Source organism: Bacillus sp. AY3-1 (assembly GCF_008368785.1).
Lineage (GTDB): Bacteria > Bacillota > Bacilli > Bacillales > Bacillaceae_G > Bacillus_A > Bacillus_A wiedmannii.
Genome location: NZ_QORZ01000007.1, coordinates 86,466 through 101,121 on the forward strand (window position 1 = coordinate 86,466; position 14,656 = coordinate 101,121).

14 protein-coding genes are annotated in these 14,656 nt (G+C 34.9%); 9 read left to right on the forward strand and 5 right to left on the reverse strand.

From position 1 onward, the window contains the following. The first annotated feature begins 2 nt into the window (after positions 1 to 2). The 3 genes from DN389_RS04100 to DN389_RS04110 all read left to right on the forward strand — a co-directional run bounded on the left by DN389_RS04100 (position 3) and on the right by DN389_RS04110 (position 3,417). Entirely contained in the window at positions 3 to 1,553 is a 1,551-nt protein-coding gene (locus tag DN389_RS04100) for a solute symporter family protein (protein WP_001103252.1), read from the forward strand. Between the two features lie 180 nt (positions 1,554 to 1,733). Continuing rightward, positions 1,734 to 3,083: an aspartate aminotransferase family protein gene (locus tag DN389_RS04105; protein WP_000850952.1), complete on the forward strand. Its 1,350-nt coding sequence runs from the start codon at positions 1,734 to 1,736 to the stop codon at positions 3,081 to 3,083. 55 nt (positions 3,084 to 3,138) lie between these two features. Further along, entirely contained in the window at positions 3,139 to 3,417 is a 279-nt protein-coding gene (locus DN389_RS04110) for a DUF3986 family protein (RefSeq protein WP_000759748.1), read from the forward strand. A gap of 63 nt (positions 3,418 to 3,480) precedes the next feature. Here DN389_RS04110 and DN389_RS04115 read toward each other — a convergent pair whose 3' ends face one another. Continuing rightward, entirely contained in the window at positions 3,481 to 4,644 is a 1,164-nt protein-coding gene (locus tag DN389_RS04115; RefSeq protein ID WP_000393879.1) for a cation:proton antiporter, read from the reverse strand. A 331-nt stretch (positions 4,645 to 4,975) separates the two neighbouring features. Between DN389_RS04115 and DN389_RS04120 the strand changes: the two genes are divergently transcribed. From DN389_RS04120 to DN389_RS04130, 3 genes are all read left to right on the forward strand, one after another. After that, positions 4,976 to 6,649 (forward strand): ribonuclease J, encoded by a 1,674-nt coding sequence (locus tag DN389_RS04120; RefSeq protein ID WP_149236836.1) that lies wholly within the window; start codon positions 4,976 to 4,978, stop codon positions 6,647 to 6,649. A gap of 97 nt (positions 6,650 to 6,746) precedes the next feature. Further along, the gene (locus DN389_RS04125; protein ID WP_088121757.1) at positions 6,747 to 7,577 is read left to right on the forward strand and encodes a MerR family transcriptional regulator; all 831 of its coding nucleotides are present in this window, start codon (positions 6,747 to 6,749) and stop codon (positions 7,575 to 7,577) included. Between the two features lie 138 nt (positions 7,578 to 7,715). Then, on the forward strand, positions 7,716 to 9,071 hold the full coding sequence (locus DN389_RS04130) for an MATE family efflux transporter (protein WP_149236837.1): 1,356 nt from the start codon (positions 7,716 to 7,718) through the stop codon (positions 9,069 to 9,071). 35 nt (positions 9,072 to 9,106) lie between these two features. On the opposite strand, the gene DN389_RS04135 is transcribed toward DN389_RS04130, so the two are convergent. Beyond that, complete coding sequence (locus tag DN389_RS04135; RefSeq protein WP_063224094.1) at positions 9,107 to 9,772, reverse strand: DUF421 domain-containing protein; 666 nt, start codon at positions 9,770 to 9,772, stop codon at positions 9,107 to 9,109. A 160-nt stretch (positions 9,773 to 9,932) separates the two neighbouring features. Between DN389_RS04135 and DN389_RS04140 the strand changes: the two genes are divergently transcribed. The 3 genes from DN389_RS04140 (at position 9,933) to nfsA (ending at position 11,965) form a co-directional block, all read left to right on the forward strand. Next, positions 9,933 to 10,511: a YdcF family protein gene (locus DN389_RS04140; protein ID WP_001227659.1), complete on the forward strand. Its 579-nt coding sequence runs from the start codon at positions 9,933 to 9,935 to the stop codon at positions 10,509 to 10,511. A 148-nt stretch (positions 10,512 to 10,659) separates the two neighbouring features. Next, entirely contained in the window at positions 10,660 to 10,977 is a 318-nt protein-coding gene (locus DN389_RS04145; protein ID WP_070168618.1) for a magnetosome magnetite crystal formation protein family, read from the forward strand. 253 nt (positions 10,978 to 11,230) lie between these two features. After that, on the forward strand, positions 11,231 to 11,965 hold the full coding sequence (gene nfsA / locus DN389_RS04150; protein WP_149236838.1) for an oxygen-insensitive NADPH nitroreductase: 735 nt from the start codon (positions 11,231 to 11,233) through the stop codon (positions 11,963 to 11,965). A gap of 88 nt (positions 11,966 to 12,053) precedes the next feature. Here nfsA and DN389_RS04155 read toward each other — a convergent pair whose 3' ends face one another. The 3 genes from DN389_RS04155 to DN389_RS04165 all read right to left on the reverse strand — a co-directional run bounded on the left by DN389_RS04155 (position 12,054) and on the right by DN389_RS04165 (position 14,593). Beyond that, the gene (locus DN389_RS04155) at positions 12,054 to 12,779 is read right to left on the reverse strand and encodes a sulfite exporter TauE/SafE family protein (RefSeq protein WP_000402533.1); all 726 of its coding nucleotides are present in this window, start codon (positions 12,777 to 12,779) and stop codon (positions 12,054 to 12,056) included. Between the two features lie 124 nt (positions 12,780 to 12,903). Then, positions 12,904 to 14,124: an MFS transporter gene (locus tag DN389_RS04160; protein WP_060489703.1), complete on the reverse strand. Its 1,221-nt coding sequence runs from the start codon at positions 14,122 to 14,124 to the stop codon at positions 12,904 to 12,906. A 19-nt stretch (positions 14,125 to 14,143) separates the two neighbouring features. Beyond that, on the reverse strand, positions 14,144 to 14,593 hold the full coding sequence (locus DN389_RS04165; protein ID WP_060489705.1) for an ArsR/SmtB family transcription factor: 450 nt from the start codon (positions 14,591 to 14,593) through the stop codon (positions 14,144 to 14,146). Positions 14,594 to 14,656: the final 63 nt, after the last annotated feature.

Here is a 14,656-nt window from a genome sequence, read left to right on the forward strand (position 1 = left end):
CTTTGAATGTAACCGCTTTTGCATTATTTTTAATCATCGTTCTTGGTACACTCGTCATAACTTATTTTGCGTCGAAGAAAACGAAAAATGCGAGTGAGTTTTATACAGCTGGAGGGGGATTAACTGGTTGGCAAAATGGTCTGGCCATTGCGGGAGATTATATGTCTGCTGCGTCTTTTCTTGGTATAGCCGGAGCGATCGCATTAACTGGGTTTGATGGGTTCTTTTATAGTATCGGCTTTTTAGTTGCTTATTTAGTTGTTCTATACCTTGTTGCAGAACCGCTTAGAAATTTAGGGAAGTACACGTTAGCGGATATGATTGCGGCACGTTTTGATGCGAAAAAAGTTCGCGGTGTTGCAGCGCTTAATACGATGACGATTTCGATTTTTTATATGATTGCACAATTAGTTGGGGCTGGTGCACTTATTAAATTATTATTAGGGATCGAATATACGACATCAGTTTTAATCGTTGGTACATTAATGACAGTGTACGTTATTTTTGGTGGAATGACTGCGACGAGTTGGGTACAAATTGTTAAGGCTGTACTACTTATGGCTGGTACATTTATTATTTCTGTTATCGTTTTCTCCAAATTTAATTTTAGTGTGACTGAAATGTTCGCTCAAATGAAAACAGCTACCCCATTAAAAGATTCGTTTTTAAATCCAGGAGTAAAGTATAAGGATGGTCTTGATACACTGTCTTTAAATTTAGGACTAGTTCTTGGTACTGCCGGATTACCACATATTCTTGTTCGCTTTTTTACAGTACGTGATGCAAAAACGGCACGGCAATCTGTTGTGTACGCTACGTGGTTAATTGGCGCATTTTATATTATGACAATCTTCTTAGGATTTGGGGCAGCAGCATTTGTAGGGAATGAGGCAATTATGAAAGCAAACCCTGCTGGTAATATGGCAGCACCTTTGTTAGCTAAAGCGTTAGGTGGAGATTTCTTATTTGCTTTCGTTTCAGCAATTGCCTTTGCAACTATTTTAGCTGTAGTGGCAGGCCTTGTATTAACAGCAGCATCAGCATTTGCACATGATTTTTATAATGAAATTATTCGCAAGGGGAAATCAACGGAAAAAGAGCAAGTGTCAATGGCTCGCTATGCGTCTATTGGGGTAGCGGTATTATCCATTATACTAGCGTTATTTGCTCAAACGTTGAACGTAGCATTTTTAGTTTCATTAGCATTTGCAGTTGCAGCGAGTGCAAATCTACCAGTTATATTATTCACAATATATTGGAAGCGCTTCAATACAACAGGTGCCATTTCGGGTATGGTCGTTGGTCTTGTATCAGCAATTGTTCTCGTAGCCTTAAGCCCAAATGTTTGGAACCCTGTAGCTGGAAAAGCTATATTTGTTGGGGAAGCGATATTCCCATATACGACACCTGGAATTATTTCAATTCCGCTTGGATTCCTTGCAGCATATTTAGGAACCGTGTTATCTAGTAAGAAAGAAGATGCTGCGAAATTTGATGAGATTCTTGTGAAATCTAATACAGGTCATGGTGTTAGTGATGCATCGTCACATTAAAAAGAGAAGGGCTTTTCGATATATAAGAAAAGCTCTTTTTTTCTTGTAAATATTACTGTATTGTAAGTAGGATTTTGTCTTAATTTTGTGGAATGAAAATAAGCAGGGAGAAATTTAAATCATCATGGCACCAGCGCAGCTTTTGTGAAAAATAAGTTGTTATGGAAGGTGGAAGAAATGATGAAAACGAAACAGACTGATGAATTATTAGCAAAAGATGAGCAATATGTTTGGCACGGAATGCGTCCTTTTAGTCCAAATAGTACAATGGTAGGGGCAAAAGCAGAAGGGTGCTGGGTTGAAGATATAGAAGGGAAAAGATATTTAGATGGTATGAGTGGTCTTTGGTGTGTGAATAGTGGATATGGCAGAAAAGAGCTCGCAGAGGCGGCATATAAGCAATTACAAACATTATCATACTTTCCGATGTCACAATCGCATGAACCAGCTATAAAGCTTGCAGAAAAATTAAATGAGTGGCTTGGAGGAGAGTATGTTATTTTCTTCTCTAATAGTGGCTCGGAAGCGAACGAAACAGCTTTTAAAATAGCAAGACAATACTATGCTCAAAAAGGTGAACCGCATCGTTATAAATTTATGTCGCGTTACCGGGGGTATCATGGAAATACAATGGCAACGATGGCAGCGACGGGACAAGCACAGCGTAGATATCAATATGAGCCATTTGCTTCAGGATTTTTACATGTAACACCGCCAGATTGTTATCGTATGCCTGGAATAGAAAGAGAAAACATTTATGATGTAGAATGTGTAAAAGAAGTAGATCGCGTTATGACATGGGAATTAAGTGAAACGATTGCAGCTTTTATTATGGAACCAATTATTACGGGCGGAGGCATTTTAATGCCGCCACAAGACTATATGAAAGCTGTTCATGAAACGTGTCAAAAACACGGTGCCTTGCTCATTAGTGATGAAGTGATTTGTGGTTTCGGACGTACAGGAAAAGCATTTGGATTTATGAATTATGACGTTCAGCCGGATATTATTACGATGGCAAAAGGGATTACGAGTGCATATTTACCGTTATCAGCGACAGCTGTGAAAAAAGAAATATATGAAGCATTTAAAGGGAAGGGAGAATATGAATTCTTCCGTCATATTAATACATTTGGTGGAAATCCTGCGGCTTGTGCATTAGCGCTTAAAAACTTGGAGATTATGGAAAATGAAAATTTAATTGAGCGATCTGCACAAATGGGCTCGCTTTTATTAGAGCAATTAAAAGAAGAAATTGGAGAGCATCCACTTGTTGGGAATATTAGAGGGAAAGGTTTACTAGTTGGAATCGAACTAGTAAATGATAAAGAGACGAAAGAGCCAATTGATAACGACAAAATTGCAAGTGTTGTAAATGCTTGTAAAGAAAAAGGTTTAATTATTGGACGAAACGGCATGACAACAGCAGGATATAATAACGTCTTAACATTAGCACCACCGCTTGTTATTTCAAGTGAAGAAATTGCTTTTGTTGTTGGAACGTTGAAGACAGCGATGGAACGCATTTAATGAATGAAGCGAGCTGTATATTACAGCTCGCTTTTGTTTAGTAGGAGGTTTTTTTATGAAGAAATATGAGCCTAGTCAACATTATCACATCGGGTATTATGAAGATGGATACGATTTAGAAGTGACGGCGTACAAAAGAATAAATGAGCCAGTTTGGGATGCTTATATTCCGCACTATGAGGTAGACGATTTTTACAAGAAAGTGGAGAAAATGAAGCTAGGTGAATATATAGATGATTACGGCATTATGGTGTATTCATTTAGTAATGATATTGATGATGAAGAAGCACGAATTATTTTTGAAAAATGGTTAAAAACGAATAAAATTGTTTAAAGATAAAACGAAAAAGGAGATTGCTATCTTATAAGATAGCAATCTCCTTTTATTATATGAAACTTATTTACTTGCTTTCATCGCTTTATCTTTTGCACCAAAAGTGTATTTTAACATTGGTGGTGTAATCATTGTAGTTAAAATAACGACAATAACGATAGCTGTAAAGTAATCTTGTGCTAATAGGCCTGAAGAAAGTCCTGTTCCTGCGATGATAAGTGCAACTTCACCACGAGAAACCATTCCAGCACCGATAATTGCAGAAGACTTAGCGTCAAATCCAGTCATTCGTGCACCAAATCCACAACCAATTAGTTTCGTTAATACAGCGATTATTGTTAATGCTAGGATGAACCAAATTTGATTGCCAATACCGTCAAATGTAATATTCATACCGATACTTACGAAGAACACGGGAACGAACATAGCGTAAGCAATTGGTTCTACTTTCTTTTCTACTTCATGTTTGTAGTTCGTTTGAGAAATAGCGATACCAGCTGCGAAAGCACCGATAATACCAGCAATTCCTAATAGTTCGCCGAAATATGCGAATGAGAAACAGATGATAAGAGCCGCGCTCACGATAGACTCAGATACGCGTAGTGGTGATAACCAGCGCATAATCGCAGGAACACCTTTCCATCCGATTAAAATAATAGAAGCGAAGAATACAACTTTCTTCAAGATAACCATTGTTAAGTTAACATCGTCTGTACCTAAGAAGCTCATTGCAAATGCTAATAAAATAACAACAAGAATGTCATCAAATACAGCAGCGCCAAGCATCGTTGTACTTTCACGTGTTTTCATCTTTCCTAAATCACGAAGTGTTTGTACGGAAATACTAACACTTGTCGCACATAGAAGTAATCCTAAAAATACAGCATTTCCTTGTTCCATTCCCATAACAAGACCAGAAACGTAACCACCTACGAATGGTAGAATGATACCTCCAAGTGCAACAGCTAAAGAAGAATTACGATTTGCATTTAATTCCTCTAAGTCTGTTTCAAGTCCTGCCATAAACATTAAAAGAATAACACCGACATTACTTAATTGTGTTAGAAGCTCTGAATTTTCAATCCAACCTAATAAAGCTGGACCGATAACGATACCGACAATTAATTTACCTAGTACAGAAGGTTGACCTAATCTAACACTAAGATCACCGGCAAGCTTTGTACTTAATAAAATAAGTGCAATTTGAAAGAAAAATTCGAATTCCATCGGATCCTCTCCTCATCATTTTTATTTTTATCATACGATTTCTCGGAATTTGCCTAATGAAAATATGTAAAACCCATTAAACAAAGGGTCTGATTACAAGTTCTTTTGAACTCGTAATCTGAACCTGTAATTAATATATAATATATTTTACAAAAAATCAATGAAAAAATAGGAGCTTTTTTAGAGAGAGGTTGTGTTATTAGGGATATACATATAAGAGAAGCTTGCGGATTTTATATGTATAAAATAGTATGAAGTCTTTTTTCATTACAAATAATAAAGTCTAAATACTATTTCACGAATTATAACTGTGAAAGGGAGGACTTATAATTTGAAGTCATTAAAAAACAACTTGTCTATCGTTGCTCTAGGTGGAGTAAATGAAATAGGGAAAAATATGTATGCTATTCAACATGAAAATGATATTGTCGTTATTGATTGTGGATCTAAATTTCCAGATGAAAGTTTATTAGGAATTGATTTAATAATTCCAGACATCACATACTTACAAGAAAATAAAGAAAAAATTCGCGGGTTAGTCGTGACACATGGACATGAGGACCATATTGGTGGAATACCATATTTTTTAAAACAACTAAACGTACCAATCTATGCGACGAAGTTAACGTTAGGTTTAATTGAAATTAAATTAAAGGAGCATAATCTTCAAAATGGTACAGAATTAATCGTTATTCACGCAGAATCAGAAATCGATCTCGGTTCTATTAAGACGACATTTTTTAAAACGAATCATAGTATTCCAGATTGTCTCGGTATTGTGTTTCATACACCAGAAGGTACTGTAGTACATACCGGGGATTTTAAATTTGATTTAACACCAGTAAATAACCAACATCCTGATATTCATAAAATGGCTAAAATAGGTAGTGAAGGTGTACTAGCTTTACTATCTGAAAGTACAAATGCAGAACGACCAGGTTTTACTCCATCAGAGAGATCGGTAGGGGAACGGATAGAAGAATTATTTTTGAAAGCTAGCAGAAAAGTAATTATTTCTACATTTGCTTCTAATGTAAATCGTGTTCAGCAAATAGTTGAAGCTTGCATAAAAACAAATCGAAAACTGGCTTTGCTCGGGAGAAGTATGGTAAATGTAGTAGAAGTTGCTCTAGAGAAAGGGTATTTACATATTCCAGACGGCATGTTAATTGAAGCGAGTGAGGTAAATCGTTTGGATCCAAAGCAGGTCGCAATACTTTGTACAGGAAGCCAAGGAGAACCAATGGCAGCTTTAGCGCGCTTAGCTAGTGGAAACTATAGACAAGTGGACGTTTTACCAGAAGATACGGTTATTGTAGCCGCAACTCCTATTCCAGGAAATGAGCGTAACGTTTCACGAATTATAGATAATTTATTTGCATTAGGAGCAAAAGTAATTTATGGATCAGGTAGTTCTACTGGAGTCCATGTATCCGGTCATGCATATCAAGAAGAGTTGAAATTGATGCTCACTTTAATGAAGCCAAAGTATTTTATCCCAATTCATGGAGAGTTTAGAATGCTACATCATCATAGTTTGTTAGCAGAATCAATTGGTGTTGAAAAAGAAAATATCTTTATCGTTCGTAATGGGGATGTTGTAGATATAAGTAATGAAGTGGCCACTCAATCTAGAAAAATACAGGCTGGAAATATATATGTAGATGGATTAGGAATTGGTGATGTTGGAAATGTCTTATTACGTGATCGAAAACAACTTTCAGAAGATGGAATGCTCGTAATAGTTATTACTTTTAATAAAGTGGATGGAGAAATTATTTCAGGTCCTGATATTATATCTCGTGGATTTGTCTATGTTCGTGATTCAGAAGAATTTTTGAAGGAATTAAATAAATTAGCTGTTATTACAATTAATAATTTAAAGAAAGAGAATGTGAATAGCTGGGGTATTTTGAAAAGAGAAGTAAGAGAAGCTTTAGGAAAGTTTATATATACTAATACGAAAAGAAAGCCGATGATTCTTCCTATAATAATAGAGGTTTAAGAGTTAATAAAAAGAATTCTCATAGGGGAATTCTTTTTTGTTTTGAAGACAAAATGAACATATAATGAAATAAATAGAAATTGGAAGGGAATAAAAGATGTTATTAAATAAACGCTTTACAATTGGAGAAATGGCAAAAATGCATAATATAGCGGAATCTACTTTACGTTATTATGATGAAAAAGGAATTTTTCATCCGTCCATTGTGGACCCGCAAACGAATTATCGCTATTATACAATCGATCAGTTCTCACTATTAGATACGATTAAATTTTTACGTCAATTAAATATTCCATTAAAGGAAATTAAGAAGTATATTGATGAAAGAAACCCAGCATACGCACTCAATTTACTGGAAAAACAACAAGAAATGATGTTAAAAAAACAAAGAGAGATTGAGTATGCTTTGGCGAAAATGGAGCATAGAATTCATTTAATTAAGGAAGCAACAAAAGCAAAAGCTGAACAAATGGTAATTAAAGAGATCCCGCAGCGAAAAATTACAGCAATTGCGGTTGCCCCGAATACGACAGATGATATGTTTGAGTACTATATTCATTCGTTGCAAAAAAATATGAGGCAAATGGATGATAGCTTATTTTCTGGAGATATCGGTGTAACCGTTGCAAAAAAAGGATTAATGCAAAAGGAGTTTCAAGCGTATAGTAGCGTGTTTATTCTTTTGGATTATATGCCTTATGAAGTGCATAATTCAGATGAGATTAAGGAAGGTTTATATGCTTGTTCTTATCATCATGGACCTTATGAAGAAACAGATGCAACGTACAAGGAATTACTTGCGTACATTGATCAAGAAGGATATGAAGTAAGTGGAGATGCGATTGAGATTGCATTAATTGATTGGTCTGTAACAGAAAATCCAGATGAGCAAGTAACAGAAATTCAAATTCCTGTAGTGAAAAAATAAGGTGAAAACCTTTGAACTAATTACAATTTTACATTCATTGGTATAATTCAGTTACCTATTTTTTAATTCTCTCTTGACCTTCAAGTTACTTGAAGGTTTAAACTGTGAACAGAGCGTTGAAAAAAGGAGCATACTAGTATGGAAGTAACAGAAAAATTAAGAGAAAAACCAATTAAAAGTTTATTTATTTCTTATTTAATACCAGCTGTTCTCGGGATGGTATTAATGTCAGTTAATATTGTAATTGACGCGGTTATGATTAGTAGGGGAGTTGGAGCAAACGGTTTAGCAGGAGTAAACGTCGCTATTCCAGCGTTTTCAATTTTTTTCTCTATTTCATTATGGATTGGAATGGGTGGGGCAACGCTATATTCTATTGCACTAGGTGAAAACAAAATAGAAAGAGCAAGGTCTATTTTTACTCAATCTATGACGGTAGCAGTAATTATCGTAGGTATTTTAGCAGCGATTTGTTTATGGAGAATAGAAGATTTAGCATACTTATTCGGTGCGAATGAAGTGATTTTACCGTATGCGTTAGACTATTTACAAGTGTTATTAACATTTGGGATGATATACGTTTTAGAAAATATTTTAAGTACATTTATACGAAATGATGGAAATCCTAACTTAGCAATGGCAGGTCTAGTTGTAACGGCTGTATTAAATATAGTGTTTGACTATATATTTATTTTCATCTTTGGATGGGGCGTAACAGGTGCTGCTTCAGCGACTATTCTTTCAGCAGCGATTGGCTTCCTTGTATTATTAACGCACTTCTTTAGAAAAAGTAGTATTTTAAAATGGACGAAATTCCATTTTGAATGGGATACGATTAAACAAATTATGATAATAGGTTTTCCGAGCTTTATAACAGAAAGTACGGTGGCAATCGTAACGATTGGTTTTAATATAGCATTCGTCCAATATGCAGGAGAAGTAGGAGTAGCTTCCTATGCGATGGTCAATAGCATTCATGCGATGACATTACTATTATTCTTCGGTGTAGGTGCTGCATTGCAACCAATTGCTAGTTTCCATTACGGTGCAAATTTATCAGAAAGATTGCGTGAAGGATTACAGTTTGCTGTGAAAATTGCAGTTGTACTTGGGGGCGTTGCGATAATTGTCGGATTATTCTTCGGGAAATATATTATTGATCTATTTGATGTCCAATCTCCAGAATTATTGGAGCTAACATTAACAGGTATTAGTTTGTTCTTTATCCAATACGTATTTTTAGGCTATAACATTGTGTATGGAGAGTACTTCCAATCAGTGCGACAAACGAAAAAATCCGCGCTTATTATAATGAGCCGAGGGTTACTATTTATTATTCCATTGTTATGGATTATGCCAAAATTATTTGGGATAAACGGGATTTGGCTCGTTATGCCAGTAGCTGAAGTATTGACAGCGATTATCCTATTTACGATGAATCGTATGAAACATCCTGTTCCATTAAACATGGCGGGAGAGAAGGAAGTAATATAATGAAGAAAATCCCCTTAAGCAATTAAGGGGATTTTCTATTCTTTTAAACTAATTGCAAAAGATCCATCTATTTCTTGAACAGAAGCAAAGGCAACGTTTTTAATATTTGTAATTCCTTTTTCTTTTAACTCTTTATATAACCACTGTTTGTCCTTATGAATTAACTTTAAGTTATCGTATTGAATTTGTGAATCAACGATAAGGGCAATTGGTAATCCAGCATATTTAACATCTATGTTCAAATCTTTTGGAGTTAATGGTACAAGTTCACGCTTTGGCAAAATACTAATGGCTCCATTTGCTTCTAAAATAGCATATTCAATTTCGTGAACGCTAGGGTATCCTGCAACGCGAAGGTTAGAAAGTAATTCAGCAATGGGATATCTACTTTTTTGTAAGTTCTCAAAAATAATGTCACCATGTTTAATTAAAATAATAGGGTGCCCGAGAATAAAACGATTTAGTTTGTTGAATAGGCTTAATTTTGTAAGGATTAAATGCAAACAGGTAATAACGACCATACCGAGAAAAGCTTGCAAAGCACCAGAGACTGGTATGGCTTGAAAAGCTAAATAAGATAAAAAGATAATAGCACCAAAATCATGAGGAGTTAGTTGTGCTAAAGCAGATTTACCGAGCATCTTAAGTGATAGTAAAAATAAGATAAAAAAGAACGATACGTTACATAAAAAGAGAAGCAATAGGGACACTCCTTCGTGCAAAGTTGTACTTACTGTTCCCGAAAGGAATATAAATATTACTTTTTGAAGGATAAATTAGGGTAATTTGGAATTTGTCTGTATACAAACAAATAAACGGATATTATGATGAAAGAAGCAAAGAACATAGGAGTATACGGATATGAGAAAGAAGAAAATAATTAAATATATTATAGCAATTATAATGATGTGCGCCGTTTATGCGGGATTTTTACAATATAACATTTATAAGCATGGGCATATGAAAGCAATTGACGATGCTGATTATATAATTGTATTAGGATCGAAAGTAAACGGGACGAAACCATCTTACTCATTACAATATCGTATTGAGGAAGCAGCTGAATATTTACAATCACATGAGAAAACAATTGCTATTGTGTCTGGAGGACAAGGGAAAGGTGAAGATATTTCAGAAGCATTAGCAATGAAAAATGAATTAATGAAACTGAAAATTGCAGAAGACCGCATTATAATGGAAGACAAGTCAACGAGTACAGATGAGAATATTAAATTCTCAAAACCGTTAATTCCAGACAATATGAAAAAAGGAATGATCGTAACAAACGATTTCCATATGTTTAGAGCGAAAAAAATAGCAGCAAAACAAGGTTTACAATTAGAAGGTCTTCCGGCCGAAACACCGAAGAGAATTGTCATTCCATCGAATATACGAGAGTATTTAGCTATTACGCAATATTGGTTTATGAATCGAATATAGAAAAAGTAATCCCATCTGGAAGTCCAGTTGGGATTATTTTTGATGAAAATCTTACAAATATGTCACGTTCATGAAAGGTAAAGCGATAGTTTCTAGAACCGATTCCTGACATAATGAAGATAACAAAAACTATTTAGAGGTGAATCGGATGAAAGGAAATAATATTTTATCTTCGTTATGTTACTTTAGCATCTTTTTTGCACCATTTTTACTACCAATTATCGTGTACTTCGTCGCGGAAGATGAAGTGAAATACCATGCAAAAAAAGCTTTTTGGTCACATATATTCCCGTACGCAATTTTATTTGGTGGATTAGCAGTATCCGGCATATATGGTTTAAGCTTCAACCAATCTGATGGTGCTGGAATTGGAATGATGATCACATATGCGGTGTTCATTCTTGTAGGGATTTATTACTTCATTTGGAATATCGTAAAAGGTGTTAAAGTTTTGAAAACAGCGTAATAAGATAAGGAATAATTCGGAGTGAATTTGTCGTTATTTGTCGGTAAGTCGATATCGCTTGTCGAATCGTCGATATATTCGAAAATTCGTTGATATAGTGCAAGGAATCGTCGATATAATTTCATGTACCGTATTGATAGACGTTTTAAAAAGAGCAGTTCAAAAAGAATTGCTCTTTTTGTGCTTATAAGTTGTGAATATTGGAAAAGATATGTTAATTTTTCATTAGGAAGAGAAAAAAGGAGTGTTTTTCATGAATGAGATCATACATAAAATGGAGCAACACGTTTCAGTGCGTAAATATAAAGAAGAATCAATTCCGAAAGATGTAGTGGAAAGAATGGTGCAAGCTGCGCAGCATGCCGCTTCCTCGCATTTTGTACAGGCGTATTCTGTTATATATGTAACAGATCGAGACCTAAAGGCTGAACTAGCAGAGTTATCCGGAAATCGTCACGTGAAGGACTGTGCCGCATTCTTTGTTTGTTGTGCAGATTTAAAACGACTTGAAATGGCGTGTGAACAACATGGTACAGAAATAAAGCATGAAGGAGTAGAAGACTTTATCGTTGCGACAGTAGATGCTTCATTGTTCGCGCAAAACTTAGCGTTAGCAGCAGAATCGTTAGGATACGGTATTTGTTATATTGGTGGTATTCGTAATAATCCGAGAGAAGTGAGTGAACTGCTTCATTTACCTGATAAAGTATATCCTGTATTCGGAATGACAGTCGGCGTACCAGATGAAGATCACGGAGTGAAACCACGTTTACCAGTAGCAGCAATCCTTCATGAAAATGGATATGATGAAAAGAAATATGATGAATTATTAAACGAATACGATGAAACGATGAGCTCTTATTACAAAGAAAGATCATCAGATAAGAAAAACGTAACATGGACGGAATCAATGAGTTCGTTTATGGCTAAAGAAAAAAGAATGCATATGAAAGAGTTTTTAAGTGAAAAAGGATTTAATAAGAAATGAGTAAAAAGGCAGACCTGCATGCAGGTCTGCCTTTTTTTGGAGGAGAAATATGAAGCAAGCTTTAATCGTTTTATCTTGAAAAACTAACTTATAATAAATGTAAACTTTCAATAAGAAGATACATACCCGTGCAACTTAAAAGGATGTACGTAAATATTTTAAAAAACCGTTGATTAAGCCATTTGAAAATAATTTGACCTATATATAAACCTAGAAATACGATTGGAATAGCGTAAAAACTTGATTCCCAAATTGTTTTGTTTGTGCCAGTAAAGAGTATTTGAGTTAGTAGACTAATGAAATATATAAATAGATAAAAAGCTAAAGTAGTTGCTCTCAGTTTCTCTTTTTTCGTATCAGTTCCTGTAAAGTACAGTAATAGAGGTGGTCCCGGCATACCGATACTTGTCGTTAAAAGACCGGATAATCCTCCTACTAAGAAATCTCTAGATTTTGTTGATTGAATCTTAAAGTTGCATATTAGCATCAACGTTAATAGTAAGAGTAGGATGCTAATTGCTAATTTAAACGTGTTGATGTTAATGGAAATGAAAATGAAAATACCAAAAGGAACACCAACTATACTTCCGAAAATTAATCTTTTCAGTAGAATAAAATCAATGTCCGTTCTTATTTTCCAAATGAGTGATATAGAAATAATTAATGATAAAATGATATTAATTTGTATAGCTTCTTGTGGTAGAAATAACATAAGTAAGAAAGGCGTTGCCATAATAGAAAAGCCAAAACCTGTACTTGTTTGTAAAATAGAAGCTACTAATATAATACATATGAAAATGAATATAATCTCCAAAATAGCCCTCCTACATAATTAGATCCAATACATATTTTAACATAAAGTGATACTTTAATCAGTGGGGCTTACTGTCCTTTAATACGGAAAAAAAGCGGCAAAATAGCCGCTTTTTATGTTGCAATTAATATTCCAATGATGACCCTGTGGCTTTAAAATATTTTTCCCGTGAAGGAGTCATTACCCGGATTGCTAATAAACAGGAAAGGAAAAGAATGAGTAACGAGCTACTTATTACAGTAATTTGAACGGAAAGAAATTGTGCAGATGCCCCAATAGCTAAAACGAAAAAGATTTGGATGAAATTTTTTATGGAATCAAACACGCTATCGATACGTCCTATCATATGTACAGGGATGTTATTTTGATAAAATGTTATAAAGCCAGTACCAGCAAATGATGAAGAAATGCCAAGTAAAATGAAACCGCCTGCCGCGACGATAAATGAATTTGAAAAGGCGAAAATTACATAGCCTATTGCTGTGAAAATTGTCCCTAATCCGATACAATGTTGAATTGGTAATCGTTTGGCAAAGAGAGAAACAAGAAATGAACCGGAAACGTAAGCAGCTCCAGTTATACTAACAAGCATGCTATACTCTATATCGGATAAAAACAGTACTTGATTTGTGAAAACAACTTCTTGTGAATCGAGTGCCATAGCGACAAGCATAGTCGCTTGAAATAAAACGAATATGAGAATAATGTAAGTTTCCGTTCGAGCGAACGAAAAAACTTGTTTCCAATCACTTCGTAATGTTTGTACGAAAGTATTTGTAACTTCTTCGTTTTGCTTTGTTTGTAGTGTAATGTTTGGCAAGAAGTAAATGAGAATGGTAGAAAGAAGAAATGAAAGTGAGTTGCAGTAAATAACAAAGGCTGCTGAGTACGTGGTGAGAAGTATTCCAGCAAGAGCTGGACCGATAATAAAAGCCCCGCTTGTACAAAAGCTATTCCAAGCGTTGAATTGAGCGCGTTCTTCGGCAGGTATAAGCATTGTTTTATAAGAAAATGAAGCTGGATCGAAAAATGATGTAGCAATGCGAGTTAAAAAGATAAAAATATAAATGGCCCAAATAGAATCAAATAGTGGAATACAGCCAATAAGAGCTGCTCGAATGATATCTGTGATAAGCATAATGGACCGTTTATTTAATCGATCTACTATGCTACCAGACCATATTTTTGTAACAACGGTGGCAATTGGACCTACAATCCATAATCCTGCTACAGCAGCAGGGGAGTTTGTGCTATTTAACACCATTAAGTTTAAAGCGATAAGATACATAAAATCACCTAAACGAGAAATTCCTGTTCCCGACAATAATAATAATTTATTTTTCATAAACAAATGGCCCTTTCTTTCATTGTTTTTTAATCCTGCAGGAAATAGCGTATTCCTCCTCTGAGTTTGATTGACGAGCGGTTTTGTTTTCCCAGCGTAATAAAACTTGAGTAATTTCCCAAGTAAGCTGTTGTAATTCTTCTGGAGTTAAAAATAGATGCGATACAATATGACTCCCTGTATTCGTTCCTTCTGTGCCGCTTTCTTCAATATAGAAATGAGCAGCTTTTGCTTTATAATATTTTTCGATAATTCCTCGTTTTTCCTTCGTGTCTACTAATTCAAGTAATCCTCCATCATATAAAATTTGAACGTGATAATGTACGCTACCAGCAGATTTATTTAGTTTAGTAGCTACTTGTTTTGCAGTGAGTGCTTCGTCTTTTAAAAGGTGAAGAATTTGAATGCGAGTTGCGTTGGAAATGAGCTTTTGCTGCTCAGCTGAAATAGTAAGTCTATCGTCAAACATTATGACATCTCCTTTCTTATAATCTAAATTTATTGTACATTCTAAAAAATTAGAACGTAAGGA

Bases quoted from the DNA above. Each gene is read 5' to 3' on its own strand.
- DN389_RS04165 (WP_060489705.1), bottom strand. From the start codon at position 14,593: ATGTTTGACGATAGACTTACTATTTCAGCTGAGCAGCAAAAGCTCATT.
- DN389_RS04125 (WP_088121757.1), top strand. From the start codon at position 6,747: ATGTTATTAAATAAACGCTTTACAATTGGAGAAATGGCAAAAATGCAT.
- DN389_RS04110 (WP_000759748.1), top strand. From the start codon at position 3,139: ATGAAGAAATATGAGCCTAGTCAACATTATCACATCGGGTATTATGAA.
- DN389_RS04160 (WP_060489703.1), bottom strand. From the start codon at position 14,124: ATGAAAAATAAATTATTATTATTGTCGGGAACAGGAATTTCTCGTTTA.
- DN389_RS04145 (WP_070168618.1), top strand. From the start codon at position 10,660: ATGAAAGGAAATAATATTTTATCTTCGTTATGTTACTTTAGCATCTTT.
- DN389_RS04130 (WP_149236837.1), top strand. From the start codon at position 7,716: ATGGAAGTAACAGAAAAATTAAGAGAAAAACCAATTAAAAGTTTATTT.
- DN389_RS04140 (WP_001227659.1), top strand. From the start codon at position 9,933: ATGAGAAAGAAGAAAATAATTAAATATATTATAGCAATTATAATGATG.
- nfsA (WP_149236838.1), top strand. From the start codon at position 11,231: ATGAATGAGATCATACATAAAATGGAGCAACACGTTTCAGTGCGTAAA.
- DN389_RS04105 (WP_000850952.1), top strand. From the start codon at position 1,734: ATGAAAACGAAACAGACTGATGAATTATTAGCAAAAGATGAGCAATAT.
- DN389_RS04115 (WP_000393879.1), bottom strand. From the start codon at position 4,644: ATGGAATTCGAATTTTTCTTTCAAATTGCACTTATTTTATTAAGTACA.